Below are 25,303 nucleotides of genomic sequence, written 5' to 3'. Positions count from 1 at the left end.
GTGATTGATATGGATACAACATTATTTCCTACTAAAGGTAATTTGATTGTAGCAAAAAACACTCTTAGATTGTCTAAGCAGGGTTATGAGTTATTAGATAAAAAAAGAAATATACTGGTAAGAGAAATGATGCTTCTTATTGATAAGGCTGAAGAAATACAATCTCACATCGATTCAACTTTTACGGAGGCATATGAAGCTCTGCAAAATGCTAATATGTCTATAGGTATTAGTACTGTTGAGCAGATAGGTACTGCTGTAGAAGAAGAAAAGAATATTGAAATAAAAACAAGGAGTATCATGGGTGTAGAGATACCTATAATAAGTATACCTGAGGAAGAAATACATCCTCAGTATGGTTTTGCTAGAACTACGTTATCACTTGACGAAGCATTCAGTAAGTTCTATAAGGTTAAGCAGTTGACAGTAGTTATGGCGGAAGTAGAGAACGCAATCTACAGACTTGCTATTAATATCAAAAGGACTCAAAAAAGAGCTAATGCTCTCAAGAATATAATGATTCCAAGGTATACGGACTTAACAAAACATATACAAAATGCTTTGGAGGAAAAAGAAAGAGAAGAATTCACAAGGTTAAAGATGATTAAGAAGAATTGATAATAAATCTCTTGTTGGCGATGAAACTAGCCGGACAAGAGATTTTTTCACGCCCAAATAACTTAAGAATATAATGTATTAACAAAAAAAGAAAAGTGATTGCATGTCTAGTCAGTTGTATTGTTTTGAATACTACTCAACACAATCCAATAAGATATTTTCTGATGATAGTTATAAAGTTGAATTGAAATATCCAGGTCAATGGGTCAAAGTAGATGGATATAAAGATCGTTATGGATTAGATGATGGATTTTTTCAGGTATCTGCTATAAATGGTGGAACTCTTGATGAAGTAGCTGAGCAGGAGGCTTTTCATCCAGCTAAACCTTATGGTTCAAAACCTACTATATTAGATAAAGTTATTATGGGTCAGCCTGCAAAGATGATATTGCCATCACCTGATCAAGGTTCACAGATGATGAATCAAGTAGGTTTAATTGTGGCTTATTCAAAACCTATTATAATAGATGGAAATAGGTATGAGTATTTTGTTCTTTGGGCGGATAAGATGCATTTTGATAAAATTGCTAGGAGTATAAAGTTCATTGAGTAGCTGAGGGGATATGGTCATGGGCATACGGTCAGGGAGTAAAGGGGTATGGGTGTTAAGATTAACGGAAAGGAAAAGTAACACCTAGAATACCTTACCAAAGCCACGAGCCATAAAGAAAGATTAAAGATATTGCATTTACGGAAACATTTTACTATATTAAACATAAACCTCTAGCTATTGCCCTAATTATACATATAGACTATAATAAAAAAAGAATACGATTATAGTTTAGGAGAAATGCTCATGTCAGGTGTGAAATGGACGTTAGAACAACAAAGTGTTATTAATACAAGGAATCGAAATTTATTAGTTTCTGCAGCAGCTGGTTCAGGAAAGACAGCTGTACTTGTTGAACGTATTATTAAAATGATTGTTGATGGTGAAAAGCCTGTTGATATTGATAAACTTCTTGTAGTAACCTTTACTAATGCAGCTGCCTCAGAGATGAGGGAGAGGATATCGGATGCATTAGAGAAGAAAATAGATGAAAATCCTGAGAATAGATATTTACATAAACAGCTTTCGTTATTACCTAATTCCAATATAATGACTATACATGCTTTTTGTCTTAATGTAATCAAGAATAATTTTCATTTTATTAACTTGGACCCATCCTTTAGAGTAGCCGATGAGACAGAATTGACACTTCTTAAAAGTGATACTATAAAAGAATTGTTGGAAGAGAAATATCAATTAGAGGATAATGGGGATTTTATAGATTTAATTGAGAGTTATACTTTTGGGAAATCAGATGATAGGATAGAAGAATTAATCTTGGAATTACATAGATTTGCTATGAGTAATCCTTGGCCGGAGGTATGGTTGGATGAAATGTCAGAGCAACTCAATTTAGAGGGGATAGATAATATTGATGATTCTCAGTGGGCTTTGATGATTAAACAGGTCTTAAAAGATGAGATACCAATGTACATAAAGATTTTGCAAGAATGCAAGAGTATATGTAATAGTGATAATGGACCAATAGGATATTTGGATGCTATATTATTGGATCTAAAGAATTTGAATGGAATTAATGATATCTTGGATACCTCTTTGGAAAATATTTCCCAAGAAATAATTAAGGTTGGTTTCGGAGCTATTGGAAGATGTAAAAAAGGTGTAGACAAGGTCCTTCAGGAGAGAATAAAAGATATTAGAGATGATGTTAAGGAATATTTTAATAAAATAAAATCCGAGTTTTTTTTCAAGAGTGGGGATAGTATTATGAATGATATAAATAATACATATCCAGTAATAAAGACACTATGTAATCTTGTTAAAGAATTCATAGAAAAATATCAAGATGCCAAAGCTGAAAAGAATATAATTGATTTTAATGATATAGAACACTTAGCGTTGAACATTTTGATAGGGGAAGATGAAGAAGGTAAAAAAATACCATCTAATGCGGCTGTAGAATTACAAGATAAGTTTACTGAGATACTTATAGATGAATATCAAGACAGTAACTTAGTGCAGGAAACCATATTGACAAGTGTATCAAAAGTATTAAGTAATGAACCTAACATGTTTATGGTAGGTGACGTAAAACAAAGTATTTATAAATTTCGATTAGCTAAGCCAGAGTTGTTTATGGAAAAATACAAGAAATATTCTATAGAAGAAAGCTTATATCAAAAAATTGATTTACATAAAAATTTTCGAAGTAGAAAAAGTGTTATAGATTGTACTAACTATTTATTCAGCCAAATTATGTCCAATCAATATGGGGATGTAATCTATGATGATACAGCTGCTTTGTACCTTGGGGCTAATTACGAAGAGTTTATGGATGGTGAAACAGCAGGACCTTCCGAAGTTATTTTTATAGATAAAAAAGATATATATAGTGAAGAAAATAGTGAAGGGAAAGAATTAGAAGCAAAAGTTATTGCTGAGAGAATAAAAGAGCTTATTAATCCATCTAATCCATATTATGTGTATGATAAAAAGCTGGGTAAGTATAGACCAGCTATGTATAAGGATATAGTTATATTAATGAGGAGTACAAGTACTAGAGCAGATGGATTTGTTACTGAATTAATAAATTATGATGTACCAGCTTATACAGATGCTACTTCTGGGTATTTTGATACTATTGAGGTTAAGACAGTACTTTCATTATTAAAGATAATAGATAATCCTAGACAAGATATTCCTTTGATATGTGTGTTGAGATCACCTATTGTTGGACTAAAAGCTGATGAATTAGTACGAATCAAGACAGCTTTACCGGAAGGTGAGTATTATGATGCATATGAACAATATATCCTTGGGACAATTAATGAAGATGAGCTTAGTGTAAAATTAAATCGTTTCAATGAATTATTGAATGATTGGAGGGAAAAAGCTGTCTACATGCCTCTTAACGACTTGATTCTTGATATTTATGATAGGTCACATTACTATAACTATGTATCAGTAATGACTGGAGGAAGACAGAGAAGGGCTAATCTAGATTTGCTTATTGATAAAGCCATAAAATATGAATCAACCAGTTATAAAGGATTATTCAACTTCATTAGATATTTGGAAAAAATACATAAGTATTCAATTAATATGGGAGAGGCTGCTGTATTTGGAGAGAGTGAAAATCTAGTTAGGATTATGAGTATACACAAGAGTAAGGGACTTGAATTTCCTATAGTTTTTATTGCCGGGATAGGTAGGCAGTTCAATATGCAAGACCTTAACAAACCTATACTTCTACATCAAGACTTGGGTTTTGGACCCAAATATGTAAATTATGAGTTGCGTTATGAAGTTAAAACATTGCCCAAAGCTATAATAAGTAGGAAAATCAAGAATGAAAATATATCTGAGGAACTGAGAATATTATATGTTGCTCTAACTAGGGCAAGAGAAAAATTAATTCTAGTAGGTAGTTGCAAAGATTTATGTAATAAGGTAGAAAAGTTATCTAGATACTTATTTTTCCCAGATAGATTGTTGATACCACAAGTAATAGCCAGTGGACATTCTTACATGGATTTTATTATACCAGCCTTATTAAGACATAGGGAGGGTGAAATAATGAGGAACTTACTAGATAATCCATCTATATGTTCACCTGATGAGTTATGGGGGCATGAAGCCTCATGGGATATTAAGATAGTTACAACAGATGATATCATTAGTAGAGAAGGCGACGTCCAAGATGCAAAAAATGAAACATATGAAAATCTATTGAATTGGGATTGCGAGAAAAGTTATAGTGAGTATCCTAGAGAATATTTTGATTGTAATCTGAACTGGACATACCCTCATGGGGATGCAGTATTAAAGCCAATAAAAATATCTGTTTCTGAAATTAAAAAACAGAGTATGCCAGATGAATCAATAGAACATGAAGAAATGTTTAATGATTTTGAGCCATATAAGCCAAGATTTATGGAAGAAAAACTAAATCTTACATCTAGTGAAAAGGGAACGGTATTCCATAAAGTAATGCAGCATATAGATTTTAATGGGTTACATAACTACGATTACATAGTTGATTACTTAGACAGCTTGCAGCAAGGAGAAATAATAACGGAAAAAGAAAGAAGAAGTATACATATTAAGTCTATTCTCAGCTTTAGTAAGAGTAATCTTTTACAGAGAATGATTAATGCAGAAGCCAATGGCAGATTAAAAAGGGAAGTTCCTTTTGTATTGGGTGTACCATTAAAAGATATCTATAATGATTGTAATATAGATGAAAAAGCTTTGGTGCAAGGTGTTATTGATTGTTATTTTATTGAAGGTGATAAAATTGTGTTAGTAGATTATAAAACTGATTATATACAACCAGATGAACAAGAGGTTCTAATAAAACGATATAATAAACAGATGGAATTATATTCCATAGCTCTTCAAAATATTATGGGAATGAAAGTAAATGAAAAGATACTATATGCTTTTAGTATTGGTAAAGAGATAAGTATATAAAAGGAGCTGTGGGGATAAAATGTATTATCCCCACAGCTATAGAATACCTTATTGAATGTATATAAAAGACTTGAATAAGATTTATTCTGATATAAGTTCATTTAATAAGTTTTTTATAGTTGAAAATGAAATTTCATTTTCTTGGCATAAATCTCTAATGGTAGAAGACTGATCATTAATCTTTATACCAATTAATTCTTCTAGTTGTTCAAGACTGATATCATATTTCAAAACATCTTTTACAGTAGTTTTTCCGTTAATTACATTTTCTGTTTCTGAAGCTGAGTTACTATCGCTAGAAGTATCATCAGTGATAGTTGGCAAAATAATAGTGTTTTCAAGTAATGATTCCGTTTCAGAATCAGTTATTTTATTGTTGGTATATAGAATATCTATTGCTTGTTGTGGCAGAATTTCATCGCTATCATATGGAAGCCCTGTATATAATGCAGTAAATCTTCTGACACTATCTGTACCAACTTCTACTTCTAAATCACTATACTTATCTTCTAGGGATTTAACTTGGAAGTCTTGGGGGTTCTCCGTTATGATATTAAAAGCCTCTGCAAGTATTTCAGGAGTAATATTAAAACTGTTATAAATATCATTGAAGGTATAAGAGCCACGTATATCACCAGGATCGTATTCGCCTGCATATGTCCCAGAACTTATTGTTTTAGGGATTTTAGTAGATTCTGTTATCCATATACCTAAGCCTTTACTTATTGTAACACCACCAAATAAGATGATAATAATAATTAATGGAATATATAGTGACTTTAACTTCATTATTTAACACCTTCCTTTTTGGTTGAGAATGTTACAGTTTTTGCTATTGGACATTTATATTCAGAAGTACATTCAAAACAACTGATACATTGATGATTTGTTATTTTATCTTTTTCTGATACTGTGATATTCATTGGACAAGTATTATCACATATTTTGCAATTAATACAGCTTGATGAATTTCTTCTTATCTTGAATAATCTTATCTTATTAAAGATTCCAAGGAAAGCACCATAAGGACAGGCGTATTTACACCAAGGTCTTTCAACAAATAAAGAAAGTATAAGAGTTGATACAAGAACTATAATTCCTCCTATAGTTACTTCATCTGACCACAAATTAAATAATGCAAAATATGGGTCTACTTCTAGGAAAACTAGACGCATGGTTTGGGTAGTTAGATAAACTGTCCATATTAGAGTTATATATCTTAGAAATCTTAGATACTTATCAAATTTATAAGGAATAAAATGATTATATTTTTTCTTGAACACTAACTTTCCTATCTTGCCAAACCATTCCTGAATTGAACCAAGAGGACATACAAAACTACAAAAAACAGGACCAAACAACAAAGTGAGCATTAGTATTAATGCAGCTAGTATTAGGGCGGATTCATGAATTTTTCTTACTATCGTTCCAGCTGTTATGAAAGATATAAAGGTTTCAATACCACCATAAGGGCATAATGAATGTAAAGAACCTTCTGGAATCAAAGTAATACCAAGATATTTATTAATTGAAATTAATAAAATGAAAACAAAAAATATTATTTGAGTGAATATACGGATGTTGAATTTGTTTTTATTAATCATTATAATACCTCCTGAAATAATTTAATAATAATTATAAAAGGATAATATGAAAAACTTATGAATTTAGGAGATTTTTTTATTAATGTATAAAAAATCCATTATAACCCCATAATTAGAATAGAAAGGGTGGTTATATATGGCAAAGAATAATAATAAAGATGAAAAAGAGAAAAAAATTCTTACCGAAAATGAGAAACTAAAGTATGAAATCGCCGAAGAATTAGGTTTACTAGATAAAGTAAGTGTTGGTGGATGGAAATCCTTAACTGCCAAAGAAACAGGTAGAATCGGAGGATTAATGACTAAACGTAAGCGAAGTGTTAAAAAATAGATTAGAATTAAATCAGGTTAAAATAACCTTGCTCAGTACTGGGAGCAAGGTTATTTTATATTATGTATATTATCATTCTTTTATAACATTTTTACGTCTGTTTGATGGAGAAGTGTCTTTTATATTTTTATAGATACGACTGAAATAACTGGTATCATGAAAACCTACTGAATATGCTATCTCACTAATAGATAGATCAGAGTTGATTAATAGATTATCAGCTTCTTGTATTCGTATAGAGTTAATATAATGAGTTACAGTGTGTCCAGTCATCTTTTTGAACATTCGGCAAAAATGATATTTACTCATATGTGCTTGTTCACTCATATGGTCTAGGGTCAAATCGTTGGTATAATTGTTTTCTATATATTTTAAGATCCTATTGAATCTATCTATGTTCTGAGTACGATATTTTACTTGATTATCTGTAAGGACGGTGTTAATGTAACGGCGCATCAATATAACAATAAGTTTATATAATGAAGCTTTTATACATAATTCAAATCCTACCTGACGGTTGGTATATTCATCATTGATTGATTCTATACATTGCTGTACAGATTCATCATTAACTATTAGATTCTTAAATAATATTCTATTCTCTATTATTGGATTAATATACTTAGAATCACAAAGGTCTATGAGCCTGCTGTTCAGTATATGTGGGTCTAATATAATACAATAATATCGAAAATCCTCAGTTAGATTCTGTCCAAAGTGGATTTCATTGCAATTTACTACTACAAGGTCTTTTTCGTTAACTATAAAAGACTTATCGTTACATTTAAATAAAGCAGAGCCTTCAATAATATATAGGAGTTCCATTTCCCTATGCCAATGAGCATAAACAGCAGTAGAATTAATACCTATGGAATGATTTTTCACTAATTTCATACAAAAATCAGGATTAGGCATAGTCATTTTTTCACGCAATACAGATTTATCCATTAAATTAACTACCTTTCTTGAATTTTCTTTTCTATCTAAATGTGAGCAATATTGTTATAGTTTTGAGCAATAGAATTAATGTAGTTTTATCACATATGTACTATAATAAACTACAAAATAGTAAATGTAAACACTATATAAGTTGAATTAATTAATAATAATTATGAGGTGATTGAAAGATGGATAAAGTGAAAGTGGGTATTATAGGAGCAGGGAATATTAGTGAATTACACGTACAAGGTTACAAAAAACTTGAAAATGTAGAATTAGTGGCTGTATGTGATTTGGACAAAGAAAAAGCAGAGGAGTATGCAGCTAAACATGATATACCAAATATCTTTACAGATTATAATAAAATGTTGAAGATGGAAGATTTGGATGCTGTCAGTGTAACTACTTGGAACAATTCTCATGCACCTATCAGTATTGCAGCTATGAAAGCAGGAAAAGATGTTTTATGTGAAAAGCCTTTAGCAATGAATGCTGATGAAGCTCAAAAGATGGTTGATACTTCAAAAGAAACCAATAAATTATTGATGGTTGGTTTTGTTAGAAGGTTTGAGAAGAATGCTAATTACATAAAAGAAACAATTGAAAATGATGATTTAGGAAACGTGTATTATGCCAAGACAGGATATATGAGAAAATGGGGAAATCCAGGAGGATGGTTCTGTGATAAAAAACGTTCTGGTGGAGGACCTGTAATAGATTTGGGAGTTCATGTTATTGATTTAATCAGTTATCTAACAGGTAAACCAAAAGCTGTATCAGTAATGGCATCAACTTTTGAACATTTGGGACTTAAACCATATATTAAAGGTATGAGCAAATATAATGCAAAAGATTATGATAAAGATAATCCATTCTGTGATGTGGAAGATTCAGCAACAGCATTAATCAAATATGATAATGGTATGACTCTAAGTATCGAAACAAGCTGGGTATTACATACAAAAGAAGATAATAATTATTTGATGCTATATGGAGATAAGGCTGGAGTCAAGATGGAGCCTGAACTTGAATTCTATAAAGAACACAATGATTATTTTGTTGAAGAAAGACCAATAGTAAAAGAGGAAGAAGATAAGTTTTCAGCAATATTCCAGAGGGAAACAGCACATTTTATTGATTGTATAATTAATAATACAGAATGTAGAAACCCAGGAGAAGATGGTGTAGCGATAATGAAAATATTAGATGCCATTTATGAATCTGCCAGATCAGGACATGAGGTAATATTATAAAATAATAGGAGGTTATAAGGATGTCAGAGAAAAACAAAATAGGTGTTATTGTTGATTCATTCAGAGTCGGTGTAAAAGAAGGTATCAAAAAAGCTAAGGAAGTAGGGGCTAGTGGAATACAGATATATTCAGTAAAAGGTGAAATGTCTCCTGATAATCTTAACAAACAAGCTAGAAGAGAATTACTTGATTATATAAAATCCAATGGACTTACTGTTTCTGCTTTATGTGGAGATTTGGGCGGACATGGTTTTACTATAAAAGAGGATAATAAGAAAAAGATAGAAATGTCCAAGAGAATAATGGATCTAGCAAAAGACTTGGAAACAGATATTGTTACAACACATATCGGTGTAGTTCCAGAGGATAAGAATCATGATAGATTCAGGATTATGCAGGAAGCCTGTGAAGAGTTAGGAAATTATGGAGATCAGGTAGGGGCGTATTTTGCTATAGAAACTGGACCAGAGAGAGCAATGACTCTTAAAAACTTTCTAGATAGCTTGGATAGCAGAGGGGTAAGAGTAAATTATGACCCAGCTAATCTAGTAATGGTTACAGGTGATGACCCTGTACAAGGAGTATATACATTAAAGGACTATATTGTTCATACTCATGCAAAAGATGGTATTATGGTGAAAGAATCCAACCCAGAATACATATATGATTGTTTCGCTAAAGGTATTCCAGAAGGATTTCATTGTGATGATTATTTCTTAGAAAAACCATTAGGAAGTGGAAACGTAGATTTTGATAAGTATATCAAAGCTTTATGGGATATAGGCTATAATGGATTCTTGACCATTGAAAGAGAAGTCGGTGCAAATCCAGAGAAAGATATACGTGAAGCAGTAGAATTTTTACAAAAAATAATAGGTTAGGATGATTATATGAAACTTGGAGTTAGTTCTTATAGCTTTTTAAGGTTAGTACAAGAAGGTAAGATGAAACAGATTGATGTAATCAAGAAAGCTAAAGAAATGGGTTTTGATGCAGTGGAATTCATTAATTTCATTCTTGAAGATGGTGAAACTGATGAATCATTTGCTAAACGTGCTTATAAAGAAAGTAAAAAGGTTGGTATAGATATTGAGAGTTATACTATAAGTTCAGATTTCATCAATGGTAGTAATGGTGATTTGGAAGCAGAAATCGAAAGAGTAAAAAGAGAAGTTGATATTGCAAATATACTTGGTGCAAAATCAATGAGACATGACGCTACGATAGGTTTTACAGACGATTATATAGGGCAAAGATCTTTTGAACATGCTCTTCCAATACTAATCAGAGGCTACAGAGAAGTAACTGAATATGCTATGAAATATGGCATAAAAACAATGGTTGAGAATCATGGATTCTTTTGTCAAGATAGTTCTCGTGTAGAGAAATTGGTAAATGGAGTTAATCACCCTAATTTTGGTGTTCTTATTGATATGGGGAATTTTGTTTGTGTTGATGAACAGCCTGAGAAGGCTTTAGGTGTACTTATGCCATATGCTTTCCATGTACATGCCAAAGATTTTCATATCAAATCAGGTATGTTACCTGATCCTGGTAGAGGATGGTTTCAATCAAGAGGTGGTAATTACTTAAGAGGTTCAATTATAGGTCATGGGGATGTACCTATCTTACAGTGTCTTAGGATAATGAAAAAATATAATTATGATGGTGTTCTATCCATTGAATTTGAAGGGCTTGAAGATCCTTTAACAGGTATTGAAATAGGATTGGAGAATTTACGTAAATATATTGAAATGGCTTAAGTATATATTTTTTTAGTGTATAAAAATCAGCAAGGTAATCGATTCTTGCTGGTTTTTTCTTTGGCAATTTCTAATTACATTTTTATTGAAATGTATCGCAAGTATGTCAGAAAAAGAGTTTTGTTCGGACTTGGTTTTTGCAAAATAGTATATGTATATGTTACGCCAGCTACTTACTCGTCCTGAGCTCAACAAATAAAAATGGACATCGAGTCCATTATTATTTCTGACAGTCCAGTAGGGCTGTCAGATTAAAAGCCGGGTTCGGCGTCCTGCCTCACTACTCCACATATACATAGTAAAAAATCAAAATTAATCAATCTTGACTTATTTTGAAACGTTAATTATAATGAAAAAAGCATGATAAGAAATTATCTTCAATGGGAAGGTGCGAAAATGTCTAGTTATAATTCATTTGCAATGGTTTATGATAAGTTTATGAATAATGTACCCTATGAGGAATGGGTGGATTATATATTGTGTATTATTGATAAATACTATTATAAAAAACCAAAACTAATGTTGGATTTGGGATGTGGTACAGGTAATATCACGGAGTTATTAGCTGATAAGGGTATAGATATGATTGGTGTGGATAATTCAAGTGATATGTTATTCGTTGCTAAAGAGAAAGCAAGGATTAATGATAGAGATATATTATATCTATTACAGGATATGAGAGAATTTGAGTTATATGGTACAGTAGATTGTATAGTAAGTATCTGCGATAGTATGAATTACATTTTGGAGGAAGATGATTTATTACAAGTTTTTAGGCTGGTAAATAATTATTTGGATCCAAGAGGTTTGTTTATTTTTGATTTAAACACTTACTATAAGTACAATAATATTTTAAGTGATAACACTTTTTCTGAAACGAATGAAGATAGTGCTTACATTTGGGATAATTATTACTATGAAGAAGAAAAAATCAATGAGTATGATTTGACTTTATTTATAAAAGATGAAAATAATCTTTACAGTAGATATACTGAAACCCACTATCAAAAAATGTATGATTTAAATATAATCAAACAGTTAATAATAGAAGCAGGACTAGAATATATAGATTGCTTTGAAGCATTTTCTTTTGAATCACCTGCTGAGACTAGTGAAAGAGTATATTTTATAGCTAGAGAAAAAGGAAAACAATAAAAAGGAGCTTATTATGAAAGATTATATTGTTAGAGCTACAGCTTGTAATAATCAGATAAGAGCATTTGCAGCAACAACTACAAATATGGTTGGCGAGGCTAGAGAAAAACATAATACATCACCGGTTGTTTCTGCTGCATTAGGAAGATTGATGACAGCTGCTTCAATGATGGGAAGTATGTTAAAAAACGAAAAAGACCTTATTACTCTTCAAATCCGTGGAGATGGACCAATAAAAGGTCTAGTAGTAACAGCTGATGCTAAAGCTAACGTTAAAGGGTATCCATATGTGCCTATAGTTGATTTACCACTGAAGGAAAATGGTAAGCTGGATGTATCAGGAGGACTTGGAAACGGTATTATGAATATTATAAAAGATATTGGATTAAAAGATCCATATGTTGGACAAACACATCTAGTATCAGGAGAAATTGCAGAAGACTTGACTTATTACTTCGCAACTTCTGAACAAGTACCTTCAGCTGTTGGGCTTGGGGTATTAGTAGATAGAGATTACTCAATTAAACATAGTGGAGGATTCATCATACAATTGCTTCCAGGTGCAGACGAAGAAGTAATAAACAAGCTGGAAGAGAGATTGAAGGTATTGCCATCTATTACGAATCTTATGAGTAAAGGAAAAACTCCTGAAGAAGTACTTGATATGTTATTAGAAGGTATGGAACCTCAGATTCTTGAGAAAATACCAACTAAGTTCCAGTGTAACTGTACAAAGGAAAGAGTTGAGAAAGCGCTTATTAGTATTGGAAAGAAAGATATTAAGGAAATGATAGATGAGGGTGAAACTATAGAGTTGAATTGTCATTTCTGTAATAAAAAATATTATTTTACTGTTGATGAGTTACAGGAAATAATTTCATATGCACAAGGGGAGTAAAAGAGGATAAATAATTAATAAAAGATGGTTAATCAAACATTTTAATCACATAAATGTTTAATTGAACATCTAGGATGGGAGAATATAATGGGATTATTAGCTATATTATCGCTTGTAATAGGATGTTTTAGTATCTTATACTTCTTATTTTTAACATTCTTGAATGCAGGAGCAGGTTTTTCATTTTTTTGGATTTTACTAAGTGTAATGGCTTTTTGTATGTTTTTTATATTTAGAAACTATGAAGGTGTCAAAGAGCATGTACCAAAGTTAATTAGGTACGTAGTATTCTTATTGATAATTATTGTTATAATGATTTTTATTGTTGTCCAATCTTTTATAATAAAAGATAGTATCAAACATGATAATTATGATTCAACGGATTATGTTATTGTTCTCGGTGCAAGAGTTAAGGGAACTACTATTTCATTAACATTATCACATAGGCTTGAGATAGCATATAAATATCTTATAGACAATACAACAAGTAAGGCAATCTTAGCTGGTGGGAAGGGACCAGGAGAAGATATATCAGAAGCGGAAGCTATGAAGAGATACCTATTGAATAAAGGTATCAATGAAGATAGATTGATTATGGAAAATAAATCAACAAGTACTCAGGAAAATATAAGAAACAGCTTTGAATTGATAAACGCATATAATGATACTACTTCAGTAACAATAATAACAAGTGATTTTCATGTGTATAGAGCTAAGAAGATTGCTGAAAAATATTGTCAGGATATTCAGGGAATACCATCAAGGACACATCCACCATTGATTGTACACTATTATGTTAGAGAGTTCTTTGCCGTATTGAAAGATACTATATTTTAGTTGAAGATATCTCAAAATATAGTAATTGTAAAATTATATATTTTTTTTTATATTGACAAACTAATAGCTAATGTTATAATTATATCATTAGATAAGTTAAACACTGTGAAGAGACCAGTAGAATGTGAAAATAAACAGAGAGGAAGTTGGTTGCTGAGAGACTTTCATATGGAAGCATTTGAAGACTACCTCTGAGTGGCTCTAATAAAGTCCGTTGATTACGTTATAATCTTATTGAGTGGTTTCTCGAAACAATAAGGGTGGAACCGCGGGAATTGTATATAATCTCGTCCCTTACTACGGTACTCGTAGTAAGGAGACGAGTTTTTTATGCCATAATATTAAGACAGCCCAGTTTTATTTTTGACATAATAAAAAAATGGAGGTGTTATTAATGCTAGAATGGAAAGAAGAATATAATCTAGGAATTGAAGAAATTGATAATCAGCATAAGCATTTATTTGAGATTGCAGCAAGAGTTGGTGAACTGACGAAGGACATTGGTGAAGGTATAGATTGTTATGATGATTTTATGAGTATATTGAATGAATTAGTAGATTATACCATTTACCATTTTGATTATGAAGAAATATACATGCAGAAAAACAATTTTGACCATGACGAATTCTTAGTACACCAAGTTGAACACAAGATGTTCGTTAAGAAATTAGAGAAGTTCCAGGAAACTGATTTTGATGAAAATCAATATGAAAACATTAATAATATGCTTACTTTCTTAGTGGATTGGATAGTACATCATATTATTGAGGTAGACTCAAAATATGTTAAGGTAAGTTAGAGAGAGGAGAAAAATTATGATTATTACTTTAAAAGATGGTTCAAAAAAAGAATATGAAAGCAGCATGTCAGTTATTGACATTGCTAATGATATTAGTGCGGGACTTGCAAGAATGGCATGTGCAGGAGAAGTGAATGGAGAGGTTGTTGACCTTAGACATGTAGTTGATAAAGATGTAGCACTTAACATTCTTACATTCAATGATGATTCAGGTAAAGGTGCTTTTAGACATACAACAGCTCATATCCTATCACAAGCGGTTAAAAGACTTTTCCCAGAAGTAAAATTAGCTATAGGTCCATCAATAGAGAATGGATACTATTATGATTTTGATAAGGAAACACCTTTTACTAATGAAGACTTAGAAGCAATTGAAAAAGAAATGAAAAAAATCGTTAAAGAGAATCTTCCAATCAAAAGATTCGAATTACCTAGAGACGAAGCTATCAATTTTATGAAAGAAAAAGGCGAAGACTACAAAGTTGAACTTATTGAGGATTTGGGTAAGGATGAGGTAATTTCATTCTATGAGCAAGGGGAATTCGTTGACCTATGTGCTGGACCTCACCTTATGACTACTAAACCAGTAAAAGCTTTTAAATTATTATCTGTAGCAGGAGCTTATTGGCGTGGTGATGAAAAGAACAAGATGTTATCAAGAATATACGGAACATCTTTCACTAAAAAAGCTGAACTTGATGCATACATTCAAAAATTAGAAGAAGCCAAGAAAAGAGATCATAGAAAATTAGGAAAAGAGCTTGAACTATTTGCAATGTTTGATGAAGGACCAGGTTTCCCATTTTTCTTACCAAAAGGAATGGTGCTTAGAAATACATTGATTGACTATTGGAGAGAAGTTCATAATAGAGCTAACTACCAAGAAATAGCTACACCAATCATATTGAACAAAGAATTATGGTTACGTTCTGGACATTGGGATCATTATAGAGAAAATATGTATACTACAGTTATTGATGAACTTGATTATGCTGTAAAACCTATGAACTGTCCAGGTGGTATGTTAGTATACAAAAACAAAATGCACTCTTACAGAGATCTACCACTACGTGTTGGTGAATTAGGTCTTGTTCACAGACATGAAATGTCAGGTGCTCTACATGGACTTATGCGTGTTAGAAACTTTACACAAGATGATGCTCATATTTTCATGTTACCTGAACAGATCAAAGACGAGATTGTTGGAGTTATCAACTTAATAGATGAAGTATACAAAGTATTCGGTTTCAAATATCATATGGAGTTATCTACTAGACCAGAAGACAGTATGGGTAGTGACGAAGATTGGGAAATGGCTACTGATGCATTAAGACAGGCGCTTGATGAAAATGGTCTTGATTATGTGGTTAATGAAGGTGATGGTGCATTCTATGGTCCTAAGATTGACTTCCATCTTGAAGACTGTTTAGGAAGAACATGGCAATGTGGAACAATTCAACTTGATTTCCAATTACCTGAGAGATTTGAACTCGAGTATACTGGAAAAGATGGAGAAAAACATCGTCCTGTAATGATTCACAGAGTAGTATTTGGTAGTATTGAAAGATTTATTGGTATTTTAATCGAGCATTTTGCAGGGGCATTCCCAGCATGGCTTGCACCAGTTCAAGTAAAAGTTTTACCAATATCTGATAAATATAATGATTATGCAACTAAAGTTGTAGATGGATTAAAAGCAAAAGGCATCAGAGTGGAATTTGATGACAGAGCTGAGAAAATAGGATACAAGATCAGAGAAGGAAGAATGGAAAGAGTTCCTTATCTTCTAATCGTTGGTCAAAAAGAACAAGATGAGAATAAAGTAGCTGTAAGAAGTAGAGCCAAAGGTGACGAAGGAGCTATTTCACTTGACGAATTCATTGCAAGACTTGAAAAAGAAATTGAAAGCAAAGAAATTATAGAAGCAGAAGAGAAATAGGTAGTATCATGACTAATAAAAAGCACACTACTTATTTATTTTAAGTAATGTGCTTTTTATATTTGATTATATTAATTGGTGATTCAATAGATAGATTAAGTAAATTATAAAAAGTTATAAAAAACTATTGACAGAGATAGATTGAACCTGTATAATTAATAAGAAGTAAAATAAGTAGAAGTATCCACTTCTCACCTTAGGGTAATAAAGCTACTAGGGTAAAATACGTAAAAGATGGATAAATTCATTATTTATGTAATGTATATGAGTGGGTATTTTAATACGCGCTTTTTTTATTGTATAAAGATAAAGGCGAACTGTAAATAAAAAATTTTGGAGGTGTCCTACTATTAGCGAATTAATGATTAATGAGCAAATTCGAGACAGAGAAGTACGTTTAATCGATGATCAAGGTAACCAACTGGGTATTATGTCTGCAAGAGATGCTCAAAGGCTTGCTAGAGAAAGAAATTTAGATTTAGTTAAGATTTCCCCAAAGGCAAAGCCACCAGTATGTAAAATAATTGATTATGGAAAATTTAGATATGAACAAGCTAAGCGTGACAAGGAAGCTAAGAAGAAACAGAACATCATTAGTGTAAAAGAAGTTCGTTTGTCTCCTAATATCGAGCAACATGATATTAATACTAAGATGAAACATGCGAAAAAATTCTTGAATAATGGAGATAAAGTTAAAGTTTCCGTACGATTTAGAGGTAGAGAATTAGCTCATACTGCAATAGGTAGAGAAATCTTACTTAAGTTTGCAGAAAGTCTAGTAGACATTGCGGATATTGAGAAGTATCCAAAAATGGAAGGTAGAAGCATGGTAATGTTTATGGCGAAGAAAAGATAAATACGGTATTATAAGGAGGAAATTATTATGCCTAAAATGAAAACACATCGTGGCGCTGCTAAGCGTTTTAAGAAAACAGGAACAGGTAAATTAAAAAGAAATAAAGCATTTAAAAGACATATTCTAACTAAGAAAACAGCTAAGAAAAAGAGAACTCTTAGACATGCTACTATGATGGATAAGTCTAACGAAAAAGTAATGAAGAAGTTATTACCATACGTTTAAATATATAAACCGAACAGGAGGGAAAAATCATGGCAAGAATCAAGGGTGCTTTACACACACGTAAGAGACGTAAAAGAGTATTAAAGTTAGCTAAAGGATATAGAGGAGCAAAATCTAAACAATTCAGAACTGCTAAACAAGCGGTAATGAAATCAGGTGTTTATTCATATACAGGAAGAAAACTTAAGAAAAGAGATTTTAGAAGACTTTGGATTGCAAGAATTAATGCTGCAACTAGAGTTCATGGATTATCATATAGCAAATTCATGTATGGTCTTAAGTTAGCAGATGTTAATGTTAACAGAAAAATGTTAGCTGAAATGGCAGTTAACGATTCTGAAGGTTTCGCAAGTTTGGTAGAAACTGCAAAATCAAAAATTCAATAATAAATTCTAACATTAAAACTCTCTACTATATAGAGGGTTTTTTTATGTTCAATAAAATAGATATGTTTTTGTATTATATAATAAATAATACATTATACATATCTGTTTTTTATTAAGTAATAACGTTAAATGACTTTAATAATAGCTGGGAAAACATAGTATTTTGTAATAAAAACAAATATAAAGACTAATTATAGTTAATTTTAATTAGAGAAAAACTTAGTTTTTAAAGGATTCAGTAACTATACTTATTATTTTGTCACAATATGTTGTAATAAAGCATCCTCTATGTTAAAATAATGTTTAGATTAAAACACAAGAGGTGAGAGGATGTATAAAAAAGTTGGTAAAATAGTTTTGATTGTAGGGGCTCTGTGTTTGGTGTTTATTCTAGCGATAGGTTTTATAAAAGATAGAAAAAATACAGATGAAGTAACTGCACAGGGAAATGCGGTTGAAACTGAAAAAGATAATAAAGAACAAAAAAATGATTCAAAAGAAGAAGATAAGGGTGTAAAAGAACTACGATTATCTGAAGAAAATTTATTGTTAAAAATTGGTGATAAATATAATGTTAAAGTTGAAGGATTATTAGCTGATGGAAGCTTAATAGATTTGACTGATGATAGTAAGTTACTAAGTCATTCAGATAATGAAGAGAAGATATCTATTAAAGATGGAGAAATAGTTATTTTAGACAGTGCAAAAGCAGATGATGAAGCAACAATAACATATGTATATGAAAATATATCAGCTACAATTAATGTAAAAGTTGAAGCAGCTGAGGAACCAAAAAAAGAAGAGCCTAAGGAACAACCTAAGGAGGAACCAAAGGAAGAACCAAAAGAAGAAAACAATGAATCAGAACAAAATAATAATTCCAATAGTAATGATGATACAGTTATGATTGATGAAGATGGAAAACAAGTAGTAACAAATCCAAATGATATTCACGTATTAGTTAATAAACAAAGAAACCTACCAAGTGACTATGTGCCTGAAGATTTAATTAAACCAGATATTAAGTTTTCATTTACTCATGAAGACCCTAAAAGATATATGAGAGAAGAAGCGGCACATGCATTGGAAAGACTTGTAGCACAAGCAAAAGAAGAAGGAATTGAGATTGTAGGAGTTTCTGGATATCGTTCTTATAAGAGACAGGAAACAATTTTTAATTATAACGTGAATAAAAGAGGATATGAAGCTGCAAACAAAATAAGTGCAAAACCTGGGCAGAGTGAACATCAAACTGGTTTAGCTATTGATGTGTCATGTGCAGGAGTTAACTATAAACTACAAGAAAGACTTGGAGAATTGAAAGAAGGAAAATGGTTAGCAGAAAATGCTCATAAATTTGGTTTTATTATTCGTTATCAATTAGGAAAAGAAGAAATAACAGGATATCAATATGAACCATGGCATATTCGTTATTTAGGTGAAGACCTTGCAAAAGATGTTTACGAAAAAGGTCTTACTTATGAAGAATACTTCAAACAATATATGTTAAAAGAGTAGCCCCTAAGATTAGGGGCTATTTTTATGTGTTTTTATGCATATGAAAATGAAATTTTGGCAATAAAAAAAGCGCGAGACGGGATTCGAACCCGCGACCCTCGCCTTGGCAAGGCGATGCTCTACCACTGAGCCACTCACGCATATTACTAAATAATATAATTATGATTTAACGCAAGATATATTGTATCAGAAATTTAATAAATGTCAATAGTTTTTTAGTAGATTTATCTAGATATTATGATAGAATTATTATATGATATATTATTTATTAATGTGACTAACAAATTCATAAGAAAACAATTATTATGCATTTAAAGCTATTTAAGATATGAGTATATTATAAGAGGTTATGATAGCTATAGAAAGGAAGGGTGCACGGTGAAATGTAGTAAAAAACCAATTGTATGTCTTGACGCAGGTCACGGATTTTATTCATGTGATAAAACAACACCTGAATTTGAAGATGGAAGTACTATACATGAAGCAGAACAGAATTATCCCATAATGTATAGAGTAGCTAAATACCTAGAATTCAACGGAATGAAAGTTATTCTGTCCAATGATAATATCTATAAGGATAAAAGTGTAAAAGATAGGGTAGAAGTATGTAATAAAAGTAATGCGGATATAATGGTATCTATACGTAAAAATGGTATAAATCGTAAGTGGCAAAATTATGCCAAAGGAATAGAAACATATTGTTATAAATTTGGTGCTGAAGGGGAAAAATTAGCAAGAAGAATACATAATAATCTAATTAATGATACCAAGTTGTATAATAGAGGTGTTAAAGAAGGAAATTGGGATGTAATACAAATGACAAAAGTTCCAGCAGTATTATTAGAGTTAGGATTCATAGATTATCTGGAAGAAGCTAAACAGATGAAAGATAGATTTTGGCATGATAAATATGCTAAAGCAATAACAAAAGGTATATGTGAATACTTTGATATGGAAATAACAGAGTTTCCATATCTATCAATAAACGAATTAGAATATTACAAAGAGCAGATTATAGAGTTAGAAGATAAGATAGCTAAATTGCAAAAAGAGTTATTGGACAAAGACATAAGAAAAGATGATCTACCAATAAAGAGGGAGGATATATGATGAGTGAAATATTAGCTAAATCTTATAAAAATACTAGATATAAGTTAGATGGTAATGGGAAATATAGTATTAGACAATTACAGATTCCTATGGAAAATGTAGATGAAGATAAGCAAATAGACTTTTATGGCAATGGAGCTATAATTAATGATTTTGAAGACAAAATTGCGGAAATGTTGGGTAAAGATAAAGCTGTTTTTTTTCCAAGTGGAACTATGGCGCAACAGATCGCCCTTCGCATGTGGTGTGATATGAAACAAATATACAGAGTAGCATATCATCCATTAAGTCATTTGGAGATTTATGAGCAAGATGGTCTGAAGAAACTTCATAATATAGAAACTGTACTATTAGGAGAGCAAGATCGTTTGTTCACTATTGATGATTTAAAGAAGAGAGGAACAGATATCTCAACATTACTTATTGAGCTGCCTCAAAGAGGCATAGGTGGACAACTTCCAAATTGGGATGAATTAAATGAGATTCTAGATTATTGCAAGAAAAATAACATAAGGACACATTTGGATGGTGCAAGATTATGGGAAATAACTCCTTATTACCAGAAAGAATTAAAAGAGATATGTGCAGGTTTTGATAGTGTGTATGTTTCATTCTACAAGGGTATTGGTAGTGTAGCGGGAGCCATATTAGTAGGACCTAAGGAATTCATTGACGAATCCAAGATATGGAAACGCCGATATGGTGGAGATTTGATAAGTCTATATCCATATGTTATCAGTGCTGATTATTGGTTTGATAGGCGTATTAATAAAATGGAAACTTATTATAATAAAGCTAAAGAACTATCTAAATATTTTAATAGTATTGACGGAATTTACACCATACCCAAAATACCTGTTTCGAATATGTTTCATGTACATTTTAGTAAAGACGTAGATAATATTAATAAAATATTAGCAGAGATTATGAATAAGATTAGTGTAGGTATTACACCATATTTGATGGAAACCAAAAATACCTGGATGTTTGAAATCTGCATAGGTGATTCTTATGAAGAAATACCTAAGGATATCTTAGAAAAATGTTTTCAGGAGTTAGATACAAACATAAATCATAGATGATAATGATAAGGAGTGGTGAAATGAATACAGAAAGTGAAATAAAAGTATTTGCAGGAAGTACTGGTAAAGATTTTGCTGAGAAGATTTGTATTTATCTAAAATCACAGTTAGGAAAATCGAGAGTCATAACATTCAGTGAGGGTAATATATATGTAAAAGTTGAAGAAACTGTTAGGGATAAAGATGTATATCTAGTACAGTCCATTGGATTACGTCCTAATGATGAATTTACAGAAATTTTATTCTGGATAGACGCATTCAAAAGGGCAAGCGCTAATTCTGTAACAGTAATCATGCCTTATTTTTCGTATGCAAAAGGAGATAAGAAAGATGAACCAAGAGTATCCATACGTGGTAGAGTATGTACAGAATGCATTGAACTAGCGGGAGCAGATAGAGTTGTAACTATGGATTTGCATAGTCCACAGATACAGGGATTTTTTAAGAAACCAGTGGATCATTTATTTGCATTGCCTATATTGTGTGAATACATTAATTCTCTAAAAATTGAAGATTTAGTAGTAGTATCACCAGATTCAGGTTTTGCAAAAGAAGCTAGAAAATTTGCAAGGTATCTAAAGTTACCAGTAGCTATAGGTGATAAAGAAAGAGAAGGACATGACGAGAATGCTAAGATAATTGAAATTGTAGGTAACGTAAAGGGTAAGAACGCATTGATAGTTGACGACTTCAGTATTTCTGGAGGAACATTAATAGATCTTGCTAATGAATTGAAGAAACGTGGCGTAAATAGAATATTTGCATGTTTATCTCATGTACTGTTGAATAAGGATGGAGTTACAAAGCTTGAGAATAGTCCAATAGAGAAGCTTATTTCAACTGATTCAGTATATAACCCATATGTGATGGGTAGTAAAAAAGTAAAGGTAATTTCTGTTGCACCGTTATTCGCTGAGACTATAAGTAGAATACACAAAAGAGAATCGGTCAGTCCATTATTCAATAAAGTGCCAATAGAAGTTTTACAGATTGAAGAATAATACAAATATAGCTGGTTAATGGACATTGGATTTTTTAATAGATAGGAAGTGAGTAATATGCTGGAAAAAGGGTTTTATCAATTTATTCGTAAGCTTAAATTAGAACGTGATGGTATTAATTCCAAGGAATATCCATATTGTCTGAAAGCTGTACGTGAATTAAACGAATTAGAGTTGCATCCCAATGTTACATACATTATAGGTGAGAATGGGAGCGGCAAATCAACCCTATTAGAAGCAATAGCTGTGGCATTTGGGTTTAATCCTGAAGGTGGTAGTAAAAACTTTAATTTTAGTACACAAGAAACACATTCGGTTTTATCAGAATCCCTACGTCTTACTAAAGGGGTTAAAAAGCCCAGTGATGGTTATTTTCTAAGAGCAGAAAGTTTTTATAATGTAGCTTCTAATATTGAACAGTTAGATAGAGAAGGAGGATTTGGTCCGCCTATAATAGAATCTTATGGAGGTATATCTTTACATGAACAATCTCATGGTGAGTCATTCATGTCATTACTTACTTACAGGTTTGGAGGTAAAGGATTATATATATTAGATGAGCCAGAAGCGGCTTTATCACCAACAAGGCAGCTAGCATTATTAAGAAAGTTACATGAGTTAGTTATGAACGATTCACAGTTCATTATAGCAACCCACTCACCAATTATAATGAGTTATCCTAATTCAACTATTTATAGTTTAGATGATGATTATAAAAAGATAGAATATCAAGAAACAGAGCATTATAGAGTTATGAAGGATTTTATAAATAATCCTGTAGGAATGTTAAGGCATATCATGATAGATTAATACGACTATTCTGTGCAAGAAAAGTCGGTGTTGATTATGAAATTTCTATTATACTGTAGTTGAAGGGAGGTTATTTATGAATTGGCTAGAGAGAACTACTAGGGCAATAAATTATATTGAAGAAAATTTGATGGGTGATATTAATTATACTGAGGTAGCAAAAATGGCATGTTGTTCAACGTATCACTTTTCAAGAATGTTTGCTTTTATCACAGATATTTCTTTATCAGAATATATTCGAAGGAGACGTTTATCATTGGCAGCCTTTGAACTTCAAAATAGTGATATCAAAATAGTTGATTTGGCTATCAAGTATGGTTATGACTCACCAGATTCTTTTTCACGTGCATTCCAAAAACTCCACGGAGTAAGACCAACGAAAGCACGTACCAAAGGAATTCAATTAAAAGCCTTTCCTAAAATATCCTTTCAAATTACAATTAAAGGAGATATAGAAATGGAGTATAGGATTGAAGAACTTGATTTTGATTTTGCAGTAGTAGGTATTAAAAAGAGAGTAGAAACAAAAGATGCATTCAAGATAGTTCCTGCACTATGGAGTGATGCCGAAAAAGATGGATTACTGCAAAAACTTATTGATATGTCATGGGAAAACCCCCAATGTAAATTGGAAAGTCTACTAGGGATATCAGGTGAAAAAGCAACAATAATGAGTGATGATTTTGATTATTTTATGGGTGTACGTTATAATAATGAAGTACCAGATGGAATGGAAAAATTCATTATACCTGCATGTACATGGGCTGTTTTCCCTAATGAAGATAATTCAACATGGAAACGCATATATACAGAATGGTTACCAACGTCTGGATATGAATTAGCAGATATACCTTGTATTGAATGCTTTTATCCACCTGATCATATACCACAACGTGAAATATGGGTTCCAATATTATAAAATGAAATATAGAGTGGAGAAATTATTATGCCGATTGAAGTAATTTCACTAATAATTATTATTTTAACTTTCATACAATATTATATTGAATGGGAATATAGATCAACCAATAGAAAATTATTCCGAATACTATTTTACAGTATTTATTTTATTGATTATATTTTACTTATTATAATCAGCTATTTTATCACAGATGCAGTTACAGATTTTTTAATAGTTACCGGTTCGTTTCTATTAACCCATGTTATGTTTATAGCTATATATAGAGAATGGTTTAAATCAAGATTATTTGTCAGATTGATAATGATGACTGTCATTCCTGTGATTGCTTTTTTGATACTAATTCAAATTAGTCAATTGGTATTAATCTATAATGTCGGTTATGTTTTCATGGCGATTGCAATTATGTCTAGTTGTAAAAGAAGGTCTAATATTAAACGTAATTTTATAGAATTTGCAGTATTTGCACTAAGTTTTATTGCTTGTTTTATACTATTAGAAAAGAATGGCATGGAAGAAATCTATAACAAACCACAAGTTCAAACGATTAATAAAATGGTTGATGTGTTAGAAATAGATGATACTAATATTATGAGAATAGGTAAAGATGGAGGATTACGAGGAGAATTAATTGATATTTCCATTCAAACAACTAAAGGTTATTACATTGTTTATTACAAAGATGGAAAGATTATAAGATATGAAAAATTACATTAAGATAGAGATTTGGATTGGCTGTTTAACTATTATAGTTAGCAGCCATAATTTTTGGGATTA

25 protein-coding genes, 1 tRNA gene and 2 other annotated features are annotated in these 25,303 nt (G+C 31.3%); of the genes, 22 read left to right on the top strand and 4 right to left on the bottom strand.

The features are described 5' to 3' along the window. Positions 1-9 precede the first annotated feature (9 nt). The 3 genes from AACQ14_RS15060 (at position 10) to addA (ending at position 5,101) form a co-directional block, all read left to right on the top strand. Positions 10-618, top strand: coding sequence for a V-type ATP synthase subunit D (locus AACQ14_RS15060; RefSeq protein WP_113673842.1), 609 nt, complete (start codon positions 10-12; stop codon positions 616-618). 103 nt (positions 619-721) lie between these two features. Next, positions 722-1,171 (top strand): hypothetical protein, encoded by a 450-nt coding sequence (locus AACQ14_RS15055; protein WP_339364409.1) that lies wholly within the window; start codon positions 722-724, stop codon positions 1,169-1,171. 243 nt (positions 1,172-1,414) lie between these two features. Then, positions 1,415-5,101, top strand: a complete 3,687-nt coding sequence (gene addA / locus AACQ14_RS15050; RefSeq protein ID WP_339364408.1) for a helicase-exonuclease AddAB subunit AddA — start codon at positions 1,415-1,417, stop codon at positions 5,099-5,101. 81 nt (positions 5,102-5,182) lie between these two features. Here addA and AACQ14_RS15045 read toward each other — a convergent pair whose 3' ends face one another. Together AACQ14_RS15045 and AACQ14_RS15040 are read right to left on the bottom strand one after the other, a co-directional pair. Beyond that, the gene (locus tag AACQ14_RS15045) at positions 5,183-5,890 is read right to left on the bottom strand and encodes a hypothetical protein (RefSeq protein WP_339364407.1); all 708 of its coding nucleotides are present in this window, start codon (positions 5,888-5,890) and stop codon (positions 5,183-5,185) included. Further along, positions 5,890-6,705 (bottom strand): 4Fe-4S binding protein, encoded by an 816-nt coding sequence (locus AACQ14_RS15040; protein ID WP_339364406.1) that lies wholly within the window; start codon positions 6,703-6,705, stop codon positions 5,890-5,892. Before AACQ14_RS15040 ends, AACQ14_RS15045 begins: the two co-directional genes overlap by 1 nt. 136 nt (positions 6,706-6,841) lie before the next feature. On the opposite strand from AACQ14_RS15040, the gene AACQ14_RS15035 reads away from it, so the two are divergent. Next, a complete protein-coding gene (locus AACQ14_RS15035; RefSeq protein WP_339364405.1) occupies positions 6,842-7,036 on the top strand; it encodes a small, acid-soluble spore protein, alpha/beta type in 195 nt (64 codons plus the stop codon). 72 nt (positions 7,037-7,108) lie between these two features. Here AACQ14_RS15035 and AACQ14_RS15030 read toward each other — a convergent pair whose 3' ends face one another. After that, positions 7,109-7,984 carry an AraC family transcriptional regulator gene (locus AACQ14_RS15030; RefSeq protein ID WP_339364404.1) on the bottom strand — a complete coding sequence of 292 codons (876 nt, stop codon included), beginning with the start codon at positions 7,982-7,984 and terminating at the stop codon, positions 7,109-7,111. 179 nt (positions 7,985-8,163) lie between these two features. On the opposite strand from AACQ14_RS15030, the gene AACQ14_RS15025 reads away from it, so the two are divergent. The 12 genes from AACQ14_RS15025 (at position 8,164) to AACQ14_RS14970 (ending at position 19,604) form a co-directional block, all read left to right on the top strand. Next, positions 8,164-9,228 (top strand): Gfo/Idh/MocA family protein, encoded by a 1,065-nt coding sequence (locus AACQ14_RS15025; RefSeq protein ID WP_339364403.1) that lies wholly within the window; start codon positions 8,164-8,166, stop codon positions 9,226-9,228. 20 nt (positions 9,229-9,248) lie between these two features. Next, positions 9,249-10,109 carry a sugar phosphate isomerase/epimerase family protein gene (locus tag AACQ14_RS15020; RefSeq protein ID WP_339364401.1) on the top strand — a complete coding sequence of 287 codons (861 nt, stop codon included), beginning with the start codon at positions 9,249-9,251 and terminating at the stop codon, positions 10,107-10,109. Between the two features lie 9 nt (positions 10,110-10,118). Continuing rightward, complete coding sequence (locus AACQ14_RS15015) at positions 10,119-10,991, top strand: sugar phosphate isomerase/epimerase family protein (RefSeq protein ID WP_339364400.1); 873 nt, start codon at positions 10,119-10,121, stop codon at positions 10,989-10,991. Positions 10,992-11,387: 396 nt separating this feature from the next. Next, positions 11,388-12,146: a class I SAM-dependent DNA methyltransferase gene (locus tag AACQ14_RS15010; protein WP_339364399.1), complete on the top strand. Its 759-nt coding sequence runs from the start codon at positions 11,388-11,390 to the stop codon at positions 12,144-12,146. 13 nt (positions 12,147-12,159) lie between these two features. Beyond that, the gene (hslO, locus tag AACQ14_RS15005) at positions 12,160-13,044 is read left to right on the top strand and encodes an Hsp33 family molecular chaperone HslO (protein WP_339364398.1); all 885 of its coding nucleotides are present in this window, start codon (positions 12,160-12,162) and stop codon (positions 13,042-13,044) included. Between the two features lie 87 nt (positions 13,045-13,131). Beyond that, the gene (locus AACQ14_RS15000) at positions 13,132-13,881 is read left to right on the top strand and encodes a YdcF family protein (protein WP_339364397.1); all 750 of its coding nucleotides are present in this window, start codon (positions 13,132-13,134) and stop codon (positions 13,879-13,881) included. Between the two features lie 96 nt (positions 13,882-13,977). Continuing rightward, positions 13,978-14,179, top strand: a binding site (T-box leader). Positions 14,180-14,275: 96 nt separating this feature from the next. Next, the gene (locus AACQ14_RS14995; protein WP_339364396.1) at positions 14,276-14,680 is read left to right on the top strand and encodes a bacteriohemerythrin; all 405 of its coding nucleotides are present in this window, start codon (positions 14,276-14,278) and stop codon (positions 14,678-14,680) included. A 16-nt stretch (positions 14,681-14,696) separates the two neighbouring features. Continuing rightward, a complete protein-coding gene (gene thrS, locus AACQ14_RS14990; protein WP_339364395.1) occupies positions 14,697-16,619 on the top strand; it encodes a threonine--tRNA ligase in 1,923 nt (640 codons plus the stop codon). 166 nt (positions 16,620-16,785) lie between these two features. Next, positions 16,786-16,921, top strand: a sequence feature (ribosomal protein L20 leader region). Between the two features lie 59 nt (positions 16,922-16,980). Further along, positions 16,981-17,475 carry a translation initiation factor IF-3 gene (infC, locus tag AACQ14_RS14985; protein WP_113673855.1) on the top strand — a complete coding sequence of 165 codons (495 nt, stop codon included), beginning with the start codon at positions 16,981-16,983 and terminating at the stop codon, positions 17,473-17,475. A 27-nt stretch (positions 17,476-17,502) separates the two neighbouring features. Beyond that, a complete protein-coding gene (rpmI, locus tag AACQ14_RS14980) occupies positions 17,503-17,700 on the top strand; it encodes a 50S ribosomal protein L35 (RefSeq protein ID WP_113673856.1) in 198 nt (65 codons plus the stop codon). A gap of 29 nt (positions 17,701-17,729) precedes the next feature. Further along, the gene (gene rplT, locus AACQ14_RS14975; RefSeq protein ID WP_113673857.1) at positions 17,730-18,086 is read left to right on the top strand and encodes a 50S ribosomal protein L20; all 357 of its coding nucleotides are present in this window, start codon (positions 17,730-17,732) and stop codon (positions 18,084-18,086) included. Between the two features lie 330 nt (positions 18,087-18,416). Next, positions 18,417-19,604 (top strand): M15 family metallopeptidase, encoded by a 1,188-nt coding sequence (locus AACQ14_RS14970; protein WP_339364394.1) that lies wholly within the window; start codon positions 18,417-18,419, stop codon positions 19,602-19,604. A gap of 68 nt (positions 19,605-19,672) precedes the next feature. On the opposite strand, the gene AACQ14_RS14965 is transcribed toward AACQ14_RS14970, so the two are convergent. Further along, a tRNA-Gly gene (locus tag AACQ14_RS14965) sits at positions 19,673-19,744 on the bottom strand. 238 nt (positions 19,745-19,982) lie between these two features. Here AACQ14_RS14965 and AACQ14_RS14960 point away from each other — a divergent pair. The 6 genes from AACQ14_RS14960 (at position 19,983) to AACQ14_RS14935 (ending at position 25,243) form a co-directional block, all read left to right on the top strand. Then, positions 19,983-20,714, top strand: coding sequence for an N-acetylmuramoyl-L-alanine amidase family protein (locus tag AACQ14_RS14960; RefSeq protein WP_339364393.1), 732 nt, complete (start codon positions 19,983-19,985; stop codon positions 20,712-20,714). Continuing rightward, on the top strand, positions 20,714-21,796 hold the full coding sequence (locus tag AACQ14_RS14955; protein ID WP_339364392.1) for a threonine aldolase family protein: 1,083 nt from the start codon (positions 20,714-20,716) through the stop codon (positions 21,794-21,796). Before AACQ14_RS14960 ends, AACQ14_RS14955 begins: the two co-directional genes overlap by 1 nt. Before the next feature lie 20 nt (positions 21,797-21,816). Then, positions 21,817-22,797 (top strand): ribose-phosphate diphosphokinase, encoded by a 981-nt coding sequence (locus AACQ14_RS14950; protein ID WP_339364390.1) that lies wholly within the window; start codon positions 21,817-21,819, stop codon positions 22,795-22,797. Positions 22,798-22,854: 57 nt separating this feature from the next. Beyond that, positions 22,855-23,607, top strand: a complete 753-nt coding sequence (locus AACQ14_RS14945; protein WP_339364389.1) for an AAA family ATPase — start codon at positions 22,855-22,857, stop codon at positions 23,605-23,607. Between the two features lie 76 nt (positions 23,608-23,683). Beyond that, on the top strand, positions 23,684-24,526 hold the full coding sequence (locus AACQ14_RS14940; protein ID WP_339364388.1) for an AraC family transcriptional regulator: 843 nt from the start codon (positions 23,684-23,686) through the stop codon (positions 24,524-24,526). A gap of 27 nt (positions 24,527-24,553) precedes the next feature. After that, the gene (locus tag AACQ14_RS14935; RefSeq protein ID WP_339364387.1) at positions 24,554-25,243 is read left to right on the top strand and encodes a hypothetical protein; all 690 of its coding nucleotides are present in this window, start codon (positions 24,554-24,556) and stop codon (positions 25,241-25,243) included. Positions 25,244-25,303 lie beyond the last annotated feature (60 nt).

Origin of the sequence: Vallitalea maricola, from assembly GCF_036985595.1 — a bacterium.
GTDB classification, from domain to species: Bacteria; Bacillota; Clostridia; order Lachnospirales; family Vallitaleaceae; genus Vallitalea; species Vallitalea maricola.
Note: the sequence above shows the minus strand (reverse complement) of the source record. Positions and strands in the feature narration are given on the sequence as shown.

What these genes read in the sequence shown, in the direction of transcription:
- AACQ14_RS15060 (WP_113673842.1), top strand. Translation starts at nt 10, where the DNA reads ATGGATACAACATTATTTCCTACTAAAGGTAATTTGATTGTAGCAAAA.
- AACQ14_RS15055 (WP_339364409.1), top strand. Translation starts at nt 722, where the DNA reads ATGTCTAGTCAGTTGTATTGTTTTGAATACTACTCAACACAATCCAAT.
- addA (WP_339364408.1), top strand. Translation starts at nt 1,415, where the DNA reads ATGTCAGGTGTGAAATGGACGTTAGAACAACAAAGTGTTATTAATACA.
- AACQ14_RS15045 (WP_339364407.1), bottom strand. Translation starts at nt 5,890, where the DNA reads ATGAAGTTAAAGTCACTATATATTCCATTAATTATTATTATCATCTTA.
- AACQ14_RS15040 (WP_339364406.1), bottom strand. Translation starts at nt 6,705, where the DNA reads ATGATTAATAAAAACAAATTCAACATCCGTATATTCACTCAAATAATA.
- AACQ14_RS15035 (WP_339364405.1), top strand. Translation starts at nt 6,842, where the DNA reads ATGGCAAAGAATAATAATAAAGATGAAAAAGAGAAAAAAATTCTTACC.
- AACQ14_RS15030 (WP_339364404.1), bottom strand. Translation starts at nt 7,984, where the DNA reads ATGGATAAATCTGTATTGCGTGAAAAAATGACTATGCCTAATCCTGAT.
- AACQ14_RS15025 (WP_339364403.1), top strand. Translation starts at nt 8,164, where the DNA reads ATGGATAAAGTGAAAGTGGGTATTATAGGAGCAGGGAATATTAGTGAA.
- AACQ14_RS15020 (WP_339364401.1), top strand. Translation starts at nt 9,249, where the DNA reads ATGTCAGAGAAAAACAAAATAGGTGTTATTGTTGATTCATTCAGAGTC.
- AACQ14_RS15015 (WP_339364400.1), top strand. Translation starts at nt 10,119, where the DNA reads ATGAAACTTGGAGTTAGTTCTTATAGCTTTTTAAGGTTAGTACAAGAA.
- AACQ14_RS15010 (WP_339364399.1), top strand. Translation starts at nt 11,388, where the DNA reads ATGTCTAGTTATAATTCATTTGCAATGGTTTATGATAAGTTTATGAAT.
- hslO (WP_339364398.1), top strand. Translation starts at nt 12,160, where the DNA reads ATGAAAGATTATATTGTTAGAGCTACAGCTTGTAATAATCAGATAAGA.
- AACQ14_RS15000 (WP_339364397.1), top strand. Translation starts at nt 13,132, where the DNA reads ATGGGATTATTAGCTATATTATCGCTTGTAATAGGATGTTTTAGTATC.
- AACQ14_RS14995 (WP_339364396.1), top strand. Translation starts at nt 14,276, where the DNA reads ATGCTAGAATGGAAAGAAGAATATAATCTAGGAATTGAAGAAATTGAT.
- thrS (WP_339364395.1), top strand. Translation starts at nt 14,697, where the DNA reads ATGATTATTACTTTAAAAGATGGTTCAAAAAAAGAATATGAAAGCAGC.
- infC (WP_113673855.1), top strand. Translation starts at nt 16,981, where the DNA reads ATGATTAATGAGCAAATTCGAGACAGAGAAGTACGTTTAATCGATGAT.
- rpmI (WP_113673856.1), top strand. Translation starts at nt 17,503, where the DNA reads ATGCCTAAAATGAAAACACATCGTGGCGCTGCTAAGCGTTTTAAGAAA.
- rplT (WP_113673857.1), top strand. Translation starts at nt 17,730, where the DNA reads ATGGCAAGAATCAAGGGTGCTTTACACACACGTAAGAGACGTAAAAGA.
- AACQ14_RS14970 (WP_339364394.1), top strand. Translation starts at nt 18,417, where the DNA reads ATGTATAAAAAAGTTGGTAAAATAGTTTTGATTGTAGGGGCTCTGTGT.
- AACQ14_RS14955 (WP_339364392.1), top strand. Translation starts at nt 20,714, where the DNA reads ATGAGTGAAATATTAGCTAAATCTTATAAAAATACTAGATATAAGTTA.
- AACQ14_RS14950 (WP_339364390.1), top strand. Translation starts at nt 21,817, where the DNA reads ATGAATACAGAAAGTGAAATAAAAGTATTTGCAGGAAGTACTGGTAAA.
- AACQ14_RS14945 (WP_339364389.1), top strand. Translation starts at nt 22,855, where the DNA reads ATGCTGGAAAAAGGGTTTTATCAATTTATTCGTAAGCTTAAATTAGAA.
- AACQ14_RS14940 (WP_339364388.1), top strand. Translation starts at nt 23,684, where the DNA reads ATGAATTGGCTAGAGAGAACTACTAGGGCAATAAATTATATTGAAGAA.
- AACQ14_RS14935 (WP_339364387.1), top strand. Translation starts at nt 24,554, where the DNA reads ATGCCGATTGAAGTAATTTCACTAATAATTATTATTTTAACTTTCATA.